We start from the raw sequence: 15,248 nt of genomic DNA, 5'->3' as shown, positions 1-15,248 counted from the left end.
TTCTGGGATTTGTTCAGGCCATGGTCCTGTGGCCAGTGGCATCCGTCAGGGTGTTTTTCGTGGCTTGGGGGCCAAGGTGCCGCGCACACGGCCTTGCAAGACGTGCTCGCCCGTGCTGCTGTTGAAGTCCATGGTGTTGCCCGTGAAGACATCGCGGTCACGCGTGATGAGGACCGGGTCGGCAGACACCACGCGGTCTTCGTCGGGCAAGGCGACCAGGCGTTCACCCCGCAGTTCAATTTGGGGGCGGGTTTCTTGGGGGTGTTTGATGGCGTAAGCGTTGCCGATCAAGGTGACTTGTGTGCCATCGTCGGTGGCAATGCCCTTCTCGGCTCGGGCGTTCATTTTGGCACCGCTGTCGCTTTCGGCGTAAATGCGAACCTGGGCAATGTGCAAGGCCTCGGTGGCCGGATAGTGTTGTGCTTTGTCGCCGACGACTTCACGGGTCATGCGCCCACTGTCATTGAAAGACTTGACCGAAAAATGGGTCAGGTGGTAGTCGGGGTCCTGGCGGACAGTTTTGTTGGCTTCGGGCGTGAGCAAAGACGGCACACTCCTGACCAACCACCAACTGCCTGAGGCCAGCAGGGCCATCACAATCAAAGGCAGGTAAATGCTCAACTTGTCGAGCAGTTGGCGCAATCTGTTCATGCCGAGGGGCCGGTGTGCGCGCGGATGCCGACCTGGGCCAGCAAGCTGGCGTAGTGACCGCCCGCCACCAGCAAGAGGTCACAAAAGGCACGAGCCGCGCCTTCGCCGCCACGCTCTGGGGTGGTGTGGTGCGCCACGGCCTTGGCTTGGGCGTGTGCGTTGGCGGGGGCGCAGGCAAAGGCCACGCGCTGCATCACCGGCAAATCGGGCCAGTCGTCGCCCATGGCGGCCGCTTGCGCCCAGCTCAGATTCAGTTCGCTCAAAAAAGCTTCGGCCGCCGGGCGCTTGTCTTCGGTGCCAAAGCGGGCATGGGTGATGCCCAGCGCCTTCAGGCGCAGCCGCAGTGGGGCCGAGTCGCGGCCGGTGATGACCACGGGCGTGATGCCGGCCTTTTGCAGCAGTTTCAGGCCCTGACCGTCCAGCGTGTTGAAGCGCTTGAGGGTCTCGCCCGCTTCTGAAAAATACAGCCCACCGTCGGTCAGCACGCCATCGATGTCGAAAAAGGCCACGCGGATGCCTTGCGCTTGCAGCAGCAATTCGGGCGGGAAATGCAGGGCAGGTGTGAGGGCTTTCAGGGTTGGCATCTCAGATCACCTTGGCACGCATCAGGTCGTTGGTGTTCAGGGCGCCGCACAGGCAGCCGGCTTCGTCGATGACGAGGATGCTGGTGATGCGCCACTGCTCCATCATTTCGGCCGCTTCAACCGCCAGTGCGTCAACCCGGATGGTGCGGGGGCTGGCGTGCATCACGTCGCCGGCCTTGAGCTGTCGCAAATCGGCGCCCTTTTCAATCAGGCGGCGCAAGTCGCCATCGGTGAACACCCCCAGCACGCGGCCTTCGGTGTCTGTCACGGCGGTCGCGCCCAGCCCTTTGCTGCTCATCTCGCGCATGAGGGCGGTGAATTCGGCATCGGGTCCGACTTGGGGCACATCGCTGCCTTGGCGCATCACATCGGCCACGTGGGTGAGCAGCCTTCGCCCCAGCGAACCCCCGGGGTGCGAGCGGGCAAAGTCTTCGGGTTTGAAGCCTCGGGCATCGAGCAGCGCCACGGCCAAGGCATCGCCCATGGCCAGCTGGGCGGTGGTGCTGGCAGTGGGGGCCAGGTTCAGGGGGCAGGCTTCTTTGTCGACAGAGCAGTCGAGCACCACGTCGGCATGACGGGCCAGCGAGGACTGCAGGCCACCGGTCAGCGCAATCAGGGGCACGCCTTGGCGTTTGAGGATCGGCAAGATGGCCACCAGCTCATCGCTCTCACCGCTGTTGGAGATGGCCAGGACCACATCGATGCCCTGGATCATGCCCAGGTCACCATGGCTGGCCTCGCCGGGGTGCACAAACATGGCCGGTGTGCCGGTCGATGCCAGGGTCGCGGCAATCTTGCGGCCGATGTGCCCGCTTTTGCCCATGCCCGTGACCACCACACGGCCTGGCACGCCCAGAACCATGTTCACGGCCTGGACAAAGCGCTCGTCCAAGCGGGCTTTGAGTTGGAGCAAGGCGGCGGCCTCGATGTCGAGGGTCTCGCGGGCGAGTTGCAAGGTGTGGTCGGAATGGGCGAGCATATGGGACATTTTATCGGGCGGCGTGTGGTGGCGCGAAACAGGTGTGCCCCAGCGCCCAGCGGGGGTGAAAGGATGGACCGTGTTGCCGTGGGTTTTCCACGTGCTTGTTACCATCGAAGCATGAGCGCTTTGGAGTTGACCCTGTTGTATCTGCTCGCGGCCGTGCTGGGCGTGGTGGGCTGCCGCATGCTCAAGCTGCCGCCGATGCTTGGGTATTTGGCGGTGGGTGTGGTGATCGGCCCCAACGCGCTGGCGCTGGCGCAAAATTCCGAGGGCGTGAAACACTTGGCCGAGTTCGGCGTGGTGTTTTTGATGTTCGTGATCGGGCTGGAGTTCAACCTGCCCAAGCTGCGCTCCATGCGCAAGCATGTGTTTGGCCTGGGCCTGCTGCAGGTCTTGTTGACGCTGGTGATCGTGACGGTGTTTTCCTTGTTTGTGGCCACCGTGGCCCCTACGCTTTGGAAGATGGAGTGGCAAACCGCGCTGGCCTTGTCGAGCGCCATGGCCATGAGCAGCACGGCCATCGTGGTGAAACTGGTGGCCGACCGGCTGGAGCTGGAGTCCGAGCATGGCAAGCGGGTGGTGGGCGTGCTCTTGTTTCAGGATTTGGCGGTGGTCCCGTTGATCGTGATGGTCCCTGCACTGAGCGCGCCGGCCGACGAGATGATCAGCGCCTTGGTGATCGCCGCGCTCAAAGCCACGGTCTTGATCACCTTGCTCATGACGGGCGGGCAACGCGTGATGCGCTGGTGGCTGACCTTGGTGGCGCGGCGCAAAAGCGAAGAGCTGTTTGTGCTCAACTTGCTGCTGGTCACGCTGGGCCTGGCCTGGATCACCGAACTGGCAGGCTTGAGTCTGGCACTGGGCGCTTTCATCGCGGGCATGTTGATCTCTGAGACCGAATACAAGCACCAAGTGGAGCTGGACATCCGGCCTTTTCACGACGTGTTGCTGGGTCTGTTCTTCATCACCATCGGCATGATGCTGGACTGGCACATCGTGGTCGAACGCTGGCCCTTGGTCCTGCTGCTGACGACCTTGCCTGTTTTGTTCAAATTGGTTTTGGTGACCGCATTGGCCAAATTCACAGGTGCCCCCAATGGGGTGGCGCTGCGCACCGGTTTGTACCTGGCGCAGGCGGGTGAATTCGGTTTTGTGTTGCTCACACTGGGGGCGCAAAGCCAGATCATTCCCCCCGCCTTGCTCAACCCGGTGCTGGCCAGCATGGTGCTGTCCATGATGGCCACGCCTTTCATCATCATGCACAGCGAACGCATCGTGCTCAAGGTGGTGGCCAGCGAGTGGTTGCAGCAGTCCTTGCAGATGACGAGCATCGCCCGCAAGTCGATCAACACCAGCAAGCACGTCATCATCTGCGGCTACGGGCGTTGCGGCCAGAACTTGGCGCGCATGCTCGAAAAGGAAAACATCCCCTACATGGCGCTGGACCTGGACCCAGACCGGGTGCGCCAGGCCGCTGCAGCCGGTGATTCGGTGGTGTTTGGCGATGCAGGACGCTTGCAATCGCTCATGGCCGCAGGCCTGGCCCGCGCGAGCGCCGTGGTGATCACCTACCTGGATGTGCCCGCCGCCATGAAGGTGCTGGACCACACCCACAGCCATGCGCCGCAAGTGCCGGTGATTGTGCGCACCAAGGACGACCTGGATCTGGAAAAGCTGCAGCTGGCGGGGGCTACCGAGGTGGTGCCCGAGGCGCTGGAGGGCTCGCTCATGCTGGCCAGCCATGCGCTGGCGCTGGTGGGTGTGCCCATGCGCCGCGTCATCCGCATCGTGCAAGACCAACGCGATGCCCGCTACAACTTGCTGCGCGGTTACTTCCATGGCGCAGACGACGACACGCTCGATGAAATCGACCACGAGCGCTTGACCACTGTGGGGCTGCCCATGGCCTCGCCTTGGTTGGGCAAGCAGATCCAGGACCTGTCTTTTCACGCCATGGGCGTGCGTGTGGTGAATCTGCGCCGCGCCAATGGCCAGCCCGAAATCGTCGGCGATGACACCGTGCTGCATCCGGGCGACACGCTGGTGCTGTCGGGCAAATCCCAAACGCTGGCCGTGGCCGAAGAAAAACTCTTGCGAGGTTGAGGCATGGACGATCTGAACGTCAACGATTATTTGAAAAGCCACATCCGCACCGTGCCCGATTGGCCTGCGCCGGACGTGCAGTTCCGTGACATCACGCCACTGCTGCAAGACCCGCGGGTTTTTCGGGTGCTGATCGATGCCTTTGTACACCGCTACATGCACCCGGCCTTGCGCCCAGACGTGGTGGCGGGGCTCGACGCACGCGGTTTCATTTTGGGCTCGGTCGTGGCCTACGAGCTGGGGCTGGGTTTTGTCCCCATCCGCAAAAAAGGCAAGCTGCCCTTCACCACGGTGGAAGAAACCTACGAGCTGGAATATGGCAGCGCCACGATCGAGTTGCACACCGATGCCGTCCAGCCTGGCCAGCGCGTGCTGCTGATTGACGACCTGATTGCCACGGGTGGCACCATGATGGCCGGTAAGAAACTGCTTGAAAAGCTTGGGGCCACCGTGATCGAAGGGGCCGCCATTGTGGACTTGCCTGAGCTGGGTGGCTCACAACGCTTGCGCAGTGCGGGTTTGAAACTGTTCACCTTGGTGGCCTACGACGGTCACTGAATGCCTCAGCAACCGAGTTGATCGGCCAGGGCGTTCAAATCCAGGGCATGCAGGTCATTGCCCGCCTGGGGCGAGACATCTTTGGGATGGCTTGCGCCAAACTCGAAAGCGCGCTCGATGTAGGCGGTGCGCAAGCCGCATGCACGCGCGCCTGCCAAGTCCTCATGGTGTGCGGCCACCAGCATGACTTGTTCGGGCATCAGGTTGAACACCTTCGCCACGCCCAGGTAGGTGGCCGGGTCGGGTTTGTAGGCGCGAAATACTTCTGCACTCAGCACACAGTCCCAAGGCAAGCTGGCCCGCTTGGCCATGTTCGTGAGCAATCCGATGTTGCCATTCGACAAGGTGGTGATGGTGAATCGGCGCTTTAAACGCGTGAGCCCCGACACACTGTCAGGCCAGGCATCCAAGCGGTGCCAGACGCGGTTGAGGTGTTGGCGTTCGGCTTCTTTCAAATGTGCCAGGCCAAATTCGGGCAGCAGGCGGTCCAAAATCATACGGTTCAAATCGTCGATCAAGGTCCAACCGAGCTCGCCGCTCATCACCCGCTGCATGGCGGGTTGGTAGCCCGCCCGCCAGGCCAGGGCCAAGGCGTCGCCGTCCACTTGGGGGTACAGGGCCTGCACCTCGCGCACGATGCTGCCATGCCAATCGACGATAGTGCCGAAAATATCAAATGCCAGAACCTGGACGCTGTCGGGGGCGAAGTCGGGGGTGTGCATGGCCACATTGTTCCACGCACCGGCCAAATGGCTGTCACCCAAAGAGCAGACACGCGGCACCGTTGGCATTATCGTGGGTGACAGTTCTAAGGAGACCCCCGATGAGTGACAGTGATGATCGCCAGCCTTATGCCAAACCCCAGCCTTGGGGCATGGCCCCCGACATGGTGGTGCACGATGTGCAAACCGAAGACGAGCGCTTGTGGGCGCCTGTGGCGCCAGGCATCTGGTCACGCCCGCTGCACCTGAACGTGACGGGTGGCTTTTATGTGCACCTGCTCAAGGTCAAGCGCTCGGGCCTGTTGCAGCGCCACCGCCATTCGGGCCAGGTGCATGCGCATGTGTTGCGCGGCAAATGGCTGTATCTGGAGCATGACTGGGTGGCCGAAGAAGGCAGCTACGTGTTCGAACCCCCGGGCGAGACCCACACCCTGGTGGTGCCGGACGATTGCCAGGACATGGTGACGATGTTCACCGTACATGGCGCCTTGATGTACGTGGACACGCAAGGCAATGCCACCGGTTACGACGACGTGTTCACCCGCATCGAGAAGTACCGCGCCCACTTTGAGGCCGTGGGGCTGGGGGCCGATCACGTGAAGACCTTCATGCGCTGAACGGCTTTACTGCCCATAAAAAAACCGCTCAGCAGAGCGGTTTTTTGTTGGCTGAGCTGCAGCTCAGTGGCGTGGCATCACAGTGGCTTCTTGATCCAGTTGGCGATTTCGCCAATGATGCCCCGGCGGAAAGCCAGCACGCAGACGACAAAGATCACGCCCTGGATGATGGTGACCCAGGCACCGAACTGGGCCAGGTAGTTTTGCATGCTCACGATCACCGCTGCGCCCACCACCGGGCCAAACAAGGTGCCCAGGCCGCCCAGCAGGGTCATCAAGACCACCTCACCCGACATGGACCAATGCACGTCTGTCAGCGAGGCCAACTGGAAGACCAGGGACTTGGTGGCACCGGCCGTGCCTGCCAATGCGCCCGAGATCACAAAAGCGATCAACTTGAACATGTCGGTGTCGTAACCCAGCGAGATGGCGCGGTCCTGGTTTTCGCGGATGGCTTTGAGGATCTGGCCAAAGGGCGAATAAATGATGCGCCAGATCAGGGCAAAACCGGCCAGGAAAATCGCCAGCACAAACATGTACATGGCCGAGTTTTCAGACAAATCGAACATGCCAAACAGCTTGCCGCGTGGCACCGACTGGATGCCGTCTTCGCCACCTGTGAAAGGCGTTTGCAGGTAGAAAAAGAACACCATCTGCGAAAACGCCAAGGTGATCATCGCGAAATAAATGCCTTGCCGGCGAATGGCCAGCATGCCGGTGACCAGCGCCAGTAACCCAGAGCAAGCGGTGGCAAACAACACCGCCAGCTCCGGGTTCCAGCCCCAAACTTTGGCGGCGTGTGCGGCGGCATAACCGGCGGTGCCCAAAAACATGGCATGGCCAAAAGACAGCAGGCCACCAAAACCGATCAGCAAGTTGAAGGCGCATGCAAACAAGGCAAAGCACATGACCTTCATCAGGAAGATGGGGTAGACCCAGATGGGCGCAATGACCAGCACCATCACCATGATGGCAAAGGCCACCCACTGGTGTGTGAACGACTGGGTCTTGAGAGAGGGGGTCGAGACAGTGGTCATGGTCTTACTTCTGGGTGCCGAACAGGCCTGCAGGCTTGATCAAAAGAACGATGGTCATGATGATGAAAATCACCGTGCTGGAAGCTTCTGGGTAAAACACCTTGACCAGGCCCTCGATCAGCCCCAGGCCAAAACCCGTGAGGATGGCGCCCATGATGGAGCCCATGCCGCCAATCACCACCACGGCAAACACCACGATGATGATGTCGGCGCCCATGGTCGGGTTGACTTGGTAAATGGGTGCGGCCATCACACCTGCAAAAGCGGCCAGACCCACGCCGAAGCCATAAGTCAGGGTGATCATGCGCGGCACGTTGATGCCGAAGGCTTGCACCAAGCTGGGGTTTTCGGTGGCGGCGCGCAGATAGGCGCCCAGTTTGGTCCGCTCGATCACGTACCAGGTGGTCAGGCACACCACCAGCGAGGCCACAATGACCCAGGCGCGGTACTTGGGCAAAAACATGAAACCGGTGTTGTAAGCACCTTTGAAGACTTCGGGGACCGGATAGGGCATGCCCGAAGAGCCGAATTCGTGGCGGAACAAACCCTGAATGATCAAGGCCAGACCGAAGGTGAGCAGCAGGCCATACAGGTGGTCGAGCTTGTACAGCTGTTTGAGCATGGTGCGCTCAATCAGCATGCCGGTGGCACCCACCACCACAGGCGTCACGACGAGCGCGACCCAGTAATTGATGCCCAGCTTGGTCAAGCCAAGGTAGGCCACAAAGGCGCCCAGCATGTACTGGGCGCCATGGGTGAAGTTGATGATGTTCAGCAAGCCGAAAATCACGGCCAGGCCCAGCGAAAGCAATGCGTAAAAAGAGCCGTTGATCAGCCCGATCAGCAATTGCCCGAACAGGGCTTGTGAAGGTATGCCAAAGATTTCCATGATGTATCGACTTGCTTGAACAATGGGATGAAATTACTTCTTGACCAGCGGGCACTCGCTCTCGGCCAATGGGCGGAATGCCTCGTTGGCAGGGATCGTGGCGACCAGCTTGTAGTAGTCGTAAGGGCCCTTGGACTCGGCAGGCTTTTTCACCTCAAACAGGTAGGCTGGGTGGATCTTGCGGCCGTCGGGACGGACCGAGCCCTTGCCGAAGATCGGATCGTCTGTGGGCAACTCTTTCATCTTGGCGGCGACCTTGGTGCCGTCATCGGTCTTGGCAGCGTCAACGGCCTTCAGGTAGTGAATCACGCTGGAATAGACACCGGCTTGCACCATCGAAGGCATCTTGCCGCCTTGGGCTGCTGCAAAACGCTTGGAGAAGGCACGTGTGTTGTCGTTCAGATCCCAGTAAAAGGTTTCTGTCAGCATCAGACCTTGCGCGATGTTCAGGCCCAGCGAGTGAACGTCGGGCAAGAACACCAGCAGACCGGCCAGGTTCTGGCCGCCCTTGGTGATGCCGAATTCAGCCGCTTGCTTGATGGAGTTGGTGGTGTCGCCACCGGCGTTGGCCAAGCCAATGATCTTGGCTTTGGAGGCTTGGGCTTGCAGCAAGAAAGAGGAGAAGTCCTGTGTCGGGAAGGGGGTGCGCACTTTGCCCACAACACGGCCGCCGTTCTTGGTCACCACGGCTTCGGTGTCACGCTCCAGGGCGTGACCGAAGGCGTAGTCAGCGGTCAGGAAGAACCAGGTGTTGCCGCCGCTTTTGACAATGGCTTTGCCCGTGCCGTTGGCCAGCATCCAGGTGTCATAAGCCCAGTGGATGGTGTTGGCGTTGCAGGCCTTGCCGCTCAGGTCGGCGGTGGCCGAGCCGGAGTTGACGTGCAGCTTGCCCTTGTCGCTGGCAATTTTGGCCACGGCCAAACCCACAGAAGATGTGGGCACGTCGGCGATCATGTCCACTTTGTCAGTGTCAAACCATTGGCGTGCCACATTGGAGCCCACGTCGGGCTTGTTCTGGTGGTCAGCGCCCACGATTTCCACTTTGAGCGTGCTCTTGGTGGCTTTGATGTAGTCCTCGACGGCCATTTTGGCGGCCGTCACCGAGCCAGGACCGGTGATGTCGGAATACAGACCCGACATGTCGTTGAGCACACCGATCTTGACGATGCCGTCAGAGATCTGGGCTTGTGCGCCACCAGCGAAGGCACAGGCGGCCATTGTGGCCAGGGAAAGAAGTTTGCGTTTCATCGTGTTGTCTCCAGTTAGAAAAAAAATCACACACCCAGGTACTCGTTCAACATGCCCATCTTGGAGGACAGCTCTTGCGAGCTGAAGGTTTCCACCATCTGACCATGTTCCATCACATAAAACCGGTCCGCCAAGGGCGCGGCAAACCGGAAGTTCTGCTCCACCATGATGATCGTGAAGCCCTTGGCCTTGAGGGATGTGATCATGCGGGCCAGGGCCTGCACGATCACAGGGGCCAAACCTTCAGAAATTTCGTCGAGCAGCAAAAACCGAGCGCCTGTGCGCAGGATGCGGCCCACGGCCAGCATTTGCTGCTCACCGCCCGACAGGCGCGTGCCGGGGCTGTTGCGGCGCTCCAGCAGGTTGGGGAACATGTCGTAGATTTCTTCGACCGACATGCCATTGGGGGCAATCACGGGCGGCAACAACAGGTTTTCTTCGCAAGTCAGGGCCGAGAAAATACCGCGCTCTTCAGGGCAATAACCCAAGCCCAATTTGGCGATCTGGTGCGGCGCCCAGTTGACGGTTTCCTGGCCATTGATGGTGATGGAGCCGGTGCGCCGGCCCACCAAGCCCAGGATGGATTTGACGGTGGTGGTGCGCCCGGCGCCGTTGCGACCGAGCAAGGTGACGACCTCGCCTTCGTTGACGGTCATGTCCACCCCGTGCAGGATGTGCGACTCGCCGTACCAGGACTGCAGGTTGCTGATGCGCAGGAATTCTTTGGACTCAGCCATGGGCCCCCTCCAGTTGGTTATCGGTCGTGCCCATGTAGGCTTCGAGCACTTGGGGGTTTTGCGACACCACGGCGTAAGGCCCTTCTGCAATCACCTGTCCACGTTGCAAGACACTGATGGTGTCGGCAATTTTTGACACCACATTCATGTTGTGTTCCACCATCAAGATGGTGCGGTTGGCACCGACTTTTTTGATCAGCTGCGTGACCCGGTCCACGTCTTCGTGGCCCATGCCCTGTGTGGGCTCGTCCAGCAACATCAGCTCGGGGTCCATGGCCAAGGTGGTGGCGATCTCCAGGGCGCGCTTGCGGCCATAAGGCAACTCCACTGCCGTCAGGTCGGCCATGTTGCCCAAATCGACCTGGTCGAGCAATGCCATGGCCTGGTCGTTGAGTTGGTTCAGGCTGCGTTCGGAACGCCAAAAGTGCATCGAAGTGCCGGTGGCGCGTTGCAGACCGATGCGCACGTTTTCCATGACCGTGAGGTTGGGGAAAGTGGCCGAGATCTGAAAGGACCGCACGATGCCGCGCCGCGCCACCTGAGATGGCTTCTCTGACGTGATGTCGTGGCCGTTGAACAGGATCTGCCCACGGGTGGGGATCAGGAATTTGGTCAGCAGGTTGAAGACGGTGGTCTTGCCTGCGCCGTTGGGGCCGATCAGCGCGTGGATGTGACCACGCTGCACATTCAGGCTCACGCCGTTGACGGCAACGAAGCCCTTGAACTCTTTGACAAGCTCGCGGGTTTCAAGAATGAAATTGCTGGACATCTGGACTGCTCTGGTTCATTGTTCGGCGGTTGTGGCTTGCTAAGCGGTCCGATTGTGCGGGGGGATCGTCAGTTTCATGTCATGGTTATCCCGGGGTCTTGTCACGCAAGTGTCTGTCACGCACGCGGCATGGGCGGCGAGTCGCCTGTCCCTTCAAGGTCCATGTCATGCCAGGGTTTGCATGTGCCGTGCATCGGCAGCACGCAGCTCGGTTTTCAGCACCTTGCCGTAGTGGTTCTTGGGTAGGCTTTGCACCAGGTGGTAGTGCTTGGGGCGCTTGAAGCGAGCGACCTGGGCCAGGCAGTGCGCGTCCAGCTCGGCCACGCTCAAGGCTTCGCGGCACACCACAAAGGCCACCACCACCTCGCCCCACTCGGGGTCGGGGCGGCCGATCACCGAGACCTCGGCCACTTGCGGGTGCGTGAGCAGCGCTTCTTCGACTTCGCGCGGATAAATGTTGGTGCCGCCGCTGATCACCATGTCCTTGGAGCGGTCGAGCAGGCTCAGGTAGCCATCGGCGTCCAGGCGGCCCACATCGCCGGTCTGCAGCCAACCGTTGCGAATCGCTTTGGCCGTGGCCTCCGGATCCTGCCAATAGCCGGCCATGACCAACTCACTGCGCACACAAATCTCGCCCACTTCACCCAGGGGCAGTTCGGAGCCTGCCTCATCGCAAATTCTGATTTCGACCATGGCCTGTGCATGGCCCACCGAGGCCAGGCGTTCGCGCCAGCGTGGGTGGCCGGTGTCCAGCACATCGCTCTTGGGCAGCACGCTGATGGTCATCGGACATTCGCCTTGTCCGTAGATCTGCGCAAAGTGCGGCCCGATCACCTGCAAAGCCTCTTCGATGTCGGCCAGGTACATGGGGCCACCGCCATAGACGATGGTGGCCAGGCCCTGTGGCCGTTGCGGCAAAGTGCGTGCCGCATCGACCAGCCGCCGCACCATGGTGGGCGCTGCAAAAAACGAGGCCTGCTGCCAGTGCGCGGCCAGCTTCAGGGCTTCGTGCGGGTCAAAGCCGTCAGAGCGGGGCACCACGTTCAATCCGGCGTTGAGCACATAAGGCAGGTGGTACATGCCGCCGCCGTGCGACAGCGGTGCGGGGTGCAGCATCGTGTCGCCGCGCTGCACAGTTTGCACTGAGCTGAAATACGCCAGCGTGCAGCCGCGCAATTGGCGCCCGCACAGCACCACACCTTTGGGCCTGCCGGTGGTGCCGCTGGTGTAAAACAACCAAACCGGGTCGTCGTCTTCGCGGGCCTGCAAAGACAGCTGCGGGCCATGGGCCTGCTGCATGAAACGGTGGTCAGCCTGCACCTGCGTGTTGACTTTGATCTCGTGCAAAGCCTGCTGCAGGCCGTTGGCGCGCTCGTCGTCGACCAGCGCCAGACGCGCTTGACTGTGCCCGGCAATCCAGGCCGCTTCGCGTTCGTGCAGTTTGGCATTCACCGGCACAGCCACACCACCACACCACCAGATGCCCCACATCAAGGGCAAGTAGGCGGGCGCGTTGTGCATGAACAGCATGACCCGGTCGCCCGGCTGAACACCTTGGCTGCGCAGCCAGTGGGCCGTGCGCGCGGCGCGGCGGGCGAACTCGGCGTAGTCGCACCAGACGTCGGTGCCATGCGCAATGGCCGCTTGCTGCGGGTAACGTTCGGCGCTGCGGGCCAGCCAAAGGGCGATGTTCATGTCGGTTCAAGCTTTCTGGCAAGCCGCCCCTGTGCTGGCCCTTGCCTGTCGGGTTGGGGAAAAAATGGTGGAGCAGGCCTCAAATCATGGCGGCCGTTTTGCGTGGCTTGCCGCCTGAAGGCGTGCCCGGACCATCGTGGTTCTTGGCAGTGGCTTGGCGCAGCACGGCCAGGTAGCCCGGGGCCAGCTCCATGCGTGGGCCAAAGCCTTGCGCCATCAGCATGGCGTGCGCTGCTGGCAACTTCCAGCAAGGGGTGAACACAAACAGGTGGTGCTCCAGGTGGTAGTTGACCCAGTACGGTGCCAGCACCATGCGCATGCCCCAGTGGGCCATCGTGGTGCGTGTGTTGCGCAGGCGGTCATCGTTGTCGCCCACCACCGCATGCTCGGCGATGTTGCGAACGCGGCTGATCACTTGGTACCAAGTGAGCAAGGGCAGCAGCCACAGCAGGAAGTAGGCCCACCACACCCCAGCGGCGGCCGTGACGGCGAAGATGGCCAGGTTGCTGAGGAAGAAGTATTTTTCTGCGTTGATCAGGTTCTTCAGCCGCTGCCAGCGGCTGGGGCTGTCGCCCATTTCCATGCGGAAAAATTCCATGCGCCGTTGGTATCCGGTGATGCCCAGAATGTCGCGCCGCATCTTGCGCCAGAAGCTTTGTGGGCTGATCGGAAATGGGGCCGACAAAATCAGGTCGGGGTCTTCGGCCTGCTGGGTGTGGCGGTGGTGGCTCAGGTGGTAGGGTCGGTACTGCGCAAGGCTGGCACCCACAGGCCAGCCGCACAAAAAAGCGCCCAGCGTGTCGTTCAGTCGGGCGTTTTTGAACAAAGCCCGATGCGCTGCATCGTGCATCAAAATCGCCAGACCCAGCTGACGTCCGCCGATGATGACCACCGCCACCACGAAGCTCAAAGGGTTGGGCCAAGCCACGAAAAACGCCATGGCCAAGGCGATCACGCCCCAAGCGTGCAGCACCAAATAAGCACCCATCCAGTCCGAGCGCTCGCGCAAATACGCGTCTTGCTCGGGGCTCAGGCTGGGCTGGGTGTCGGTGGTCATGGCAAGGGGTGTCGGCAAAACACCTATCTTGTGCCTTATGACTTGGCCAGAGAGTCACAGGCGTGACCTTTTCGGGGCTTTCCCTGAGCGATTGTGGGTTGTGTCTGTCATGCCCAGCTTGTCATACCCGCGCATGCGGGTATCCACAGCTGCCGAAGGCTCAGGGCCTGGCCTTGGCTCACTTGCCGATGCAAAAACTCGAAAAAATCACGCCCAGCAAATCGTCGGCGCTGAACTCGCCTGTGATCTCATTGAGCGCGTTTTGACCCAGGCGAAGCTCCTCGGCCAGCAGGTCCAGGTTTTGCGCTTGCGCGGCCAAATGTGCATCCGCCAACGCCAGGTGCTCCCTGACCCGGTGCAGCGCCTGTACATGGCGCTCGCGGGCCATGTACAGGCCTTCGCTGGCGTGCTGCCAACCGGCGTGCTGCAGCAATTGTTGGCGCAGCGCCTGCAGACCTTCGCCGGTTCGGGCCGAGAGGGATAAACCCGAGCGTTCACCAGAAACTGGGGCGGCATCGGACTTGTTCCACACATCAATCACCGCCACGCTGGCAGGCAATCGGCTTTGCAGGGCGGCGGCAATGTCTTGATCGGCCATGTCGTAATCGGCTTGGCCCAAGCGAGTCAGGTCGTGCAAAAAAAGCACCGCATCGGCGTTTTCAATCTGGCCCCAGGCGCGTGCAATGCCGATTTGCTCGACCTCGTCCACACCCTCGCCTTCGCGCAGTCCGGCGGTGTCGATCACATGCAGGGGCACGCCTTCGATTTGGATGGTTTGCTGGACCACATCGCGTGTGGTGCCCGCAATGGGGGTGACGATGGCCAGCTCCGCTCCGGCGAGCGCGTTGAGCAGCGAACTCTTGCCTGCATTGGGTTGGCCCGCAATCACCACTTTGATGCCTTCGCGCAGCAAAGCGCCTTGCCGGGCCTTGCCCAGCACCGTCATCAAGGCGGTCTGCAAGCGCGACAGTTGTCCTTGCGCATCGGCCTTTTGCAAAAAATCAATCTCTTCTTCTGGAAAGTCCAAGGTCGCTTCGACCAGCATGCGCAGGTGGATCAAGGCATCGCGCAGCACATGAATTTCTTTGGAAAAGTCCCCCGCCAATGACCGGCTCGCGCTGCGAGCGGCGGCCTCGGTGCTGGCATCGATCAAGTCCGCAATCGCTTCGGCCTGCGCCAGATCGATCTTGTCGTTCAAAAATGCGCGCTCGGAAAACTCACCCGGCTGCGCCACCCTCAATCCGGCCAAACGGGGCAAGCCGGTGACGGGGTCCGTTTCGGCAGCGGCTTGCAGGCAACGCGCCACCAGCAGCTGCAGGACCACCGGCCCGCCATGCGCTTGCAGCTCCAGCACGTCTTCGCCTGTGAACGAATGCGGGGCCACAAAGTGCAGTGCCAAGCCGTGGTCAATCGGGCTGCCATCGGCGTCGGCAAAGGGCAGGTAGGTGGCTTCGCGGGCATTGAGAGGACGCCCGCACAGCGCCTGGATCAGCGGTGACAGATGGCGACCCGACACCCGCACGATGCCCACCGCGCCGCGACCGGGTGCGGTGGCGATGGCGACGATGGGTTCTTGATGGCGGGCGAGCATGGCGGTGT

15 protein-coding genes are annotated in these 15,248 nt (G+C 61.3%); 3 read left to right on the top strand and 12 right to left on the bottom strand.

Features of this window, described 5'->3' with window-relative positions:
* Positions 1-45: 45 nt before the first annotated feature.
* Genes lptC through LHAB_RS03790 form a run of 3 tightly spaced genes read right to left on the bottom strand, consistent with a single transcriptional unit; the run spans position 46 to position 2,214 of the window.
* Complete coding sequence (gene lptC, locus LHAB_RS03800) at positions 46-651, bottom strand: LPS export ABC transporter periplasmic protein LptC (RefSeq protein WP_090044051.1); 606 nt, start codon at positions 649-651, stop codon at positions 46-48.
* Complete coding sequence (locus LHAB_RS03795) at positions 648-1,235, bottom strand: KdsC family phosphatase (RefSeq protein WP_090044050.1); 588 nt, start codon at positions 1,233-1,235, stop codon at positions 648-650. The genes lptC and LHAB_RS03795 overlap by 4 nt, the downstream gene beginning before the upstream one ends.
* A 1-nt stretch (position 1,236) precedes the next feature.
* On the bottom strand, positions 1,237-2,214 hold the full coding sequence (locus LHAB_RS03790; RefSeq protein ID WP_194943082.1) for a KpsF/GutQ family sugar-phosphate isomerase: 978 nt from the start codon (positions 2,212-2,214) through the stop codon (positions 1,237-1,239).
* 120 nt (positions 2,215-2,334) lie between these two features.
* Here LHAB_RS03790 and LHAB_RS03785 point away from each other — a divergent pair, with 120 nt between their 5' ends.
* Entirely contained in the window at positions 2,335-4,320 is a 1,986-nt protein-coding gene (locus LHAB_RS03785; protein WP_090044048.1) for a monovalent cation:proton antiporter family protein, read from the top strand.
* A gap of 3 nt (positions 4,321-4,323) precedes the next feature.
* Complete coding sequence (locus tag LHAB_RS03780) at positions 4,324-4,878, top strand: adenine phosphoribosyltransferase (protein ID WP_090044047.1); 555 nt, start codon at positions 4,324-4,326, stop codon at positions 4,876-4,878.
* Between the two features lie 5 nt (positions 4,879-4,883).
* On the opposite strand, the gene LHAB_RS03775 is transcribed toward LHAB_RS03780, so the two are convergent.
* Positions 4,884-5,600, bottom strand: a complete 717-nt coding sequence (locus tag LHAB_RS03775; RefSeq protein WP_090047630.1) for a haloacid dehalogenase type II — start codon at positions 5,598-5,600, stop codon at positions 4,884-4,886.
* Positions 5,601-5,701: 101 nt separating this feature from the next.
* Between LHAB_RS03775 and LHAB_RS03770 the strand changes: the two genes are divergently transcribed.
* Positions 5,702-6,217 (top strand): 2,4'-dihydroxyacetophenone dioxygenase family protein, encoded by a 516-nt coding sequence (locus tag LHAB_RS03770; RefSeq protein ID WP_090044046.1) that lies wholly within the window; start codon positions 5,702-5,704, stop codon positions 6,215-6,217.
* Positions 6,218-6,294: 77 nt separating this feature from the next.
* Here LHAB_RS03770 and LHAB_RS03765 read toward each other — a convergent pair whose 3' ends face one another.
* The 8 genes from LHAB_RS03765 to mnmE all read right to left on the bottom strand — a co-directional run bounded on the left by LHAB_RS03765 (position 6,295) and on the right by mnmE (position 15,240).
* Positions 6,295-7,254 (bottom strand): branched-chain amino acid ABC transporter permease, encoded by a 960-nt coding sequence (locus tag LHAB_RS03765; RefSeq protein WP_090044045.1) that lies wholly within the window; start codon positions 7,252-7,254, stop codon positions 6,295-6,297.
* Positions 7,255-7,258: 4 nt separating this feature from the next.
* On the bottom strand, positions 7,259-8,146 hold the full coding sequence (locus LHAB_RS03760; RefSeq protein WP_228763447.1) for a branched-chain amino acid ABC transporter permease: 888 nt from the start codon (positions 8,144-8,146) through the stop codon (positions 7,259-7,261).
* Positions 8,147-8,176: 30 nt separating this feature from the next.
* Positions 8,177-9,391, bottom strand: a complete 1,215-nt coding sequence (locus LHAB_RS03755; RefSeq protein ID WP_090044043.1) for an ABC transporter substrate-binding protein — start codon at positions 9,389-9,391, stop codon at positions 8,177-8,179.
* 26 nt (positions 9,392-9,417) lie between these two features.
* Positions 9,418-10,128 (bottom strand): ABC transporter ATP-binding protein, encoded by a 711-nt coding sequence (locus tag LHAB_RS03750; protein WP_090044042.1) that lies wholly within the window; start codon positions 10,126-10,128, stop codon positions 9,418-9,420.
* Entirely contained in the window at positions 10,121-10,897 is a 777-nt protein-coding gene (locus LHAB_RS03745) for an ABC transporter ATP-binding protein (protein WP_090044041.1), read from the bottom strand. Before LHAB_RS03745 ends, LHAB_RS03750 begins: the two co-directional genes overlap by 8 nt.
* A gap of 165 nt (positions 10,898-11,062) precedes the next feature.
* A complete protein-coding gene (locus LHAB_RS03740; RefSeq protein WP_090044040.1) occupies positions 11,063-12,592 on the bottom strand; it encodes an AMP-binding protein in 1,530 nt (509 codons plus the stop codon).
* A 79-nt stretch (positions 12,593-12,671) separates the two neighbouring features.
* Positions 12,672-13,649, bottom strand: coding sequence for a fatty acid desaturase family protein (locus tag LHAB_RS03735; protein WP_090044039.1), 978 nt, complete (start codon positions 13,647-13,649; stop codon positions 12,672-12,674).
* Positions 13,650-13,827: 178 nt separating this feature from the next.
* Positions 13,828-15,240, bottom strand: a complete 1,413-nt coding sequence (gene mnmE / locus LHAB_RS03730; RefSeq protein WP_090044038.1) for a tRNA uridine-5-carboxymethylaminomethyl(34) synthesis GTPase MnmE — start codon at positions 15,238-15,240, stop codon at positions 13,828-13,830.
* Positions 15,241-15,248 lie beyond the last annotated feature (8 nt).

The organism is Limnohabitans sp. 2KL-27, from assembly GCF_001269345.1.
In the GTDB taxonomy this organism is placed as follows: domain Bacteria; phylum Pseudomonadota; class Gammaproteobacteria; order Burkholderiales; family Burkholderiaceae_C; genus Limnohabitans_A.
Note: the sequence above shows the minus strand (reverse complement) of the source record. Positions and strands in the feature narration are given on the sequence as shown.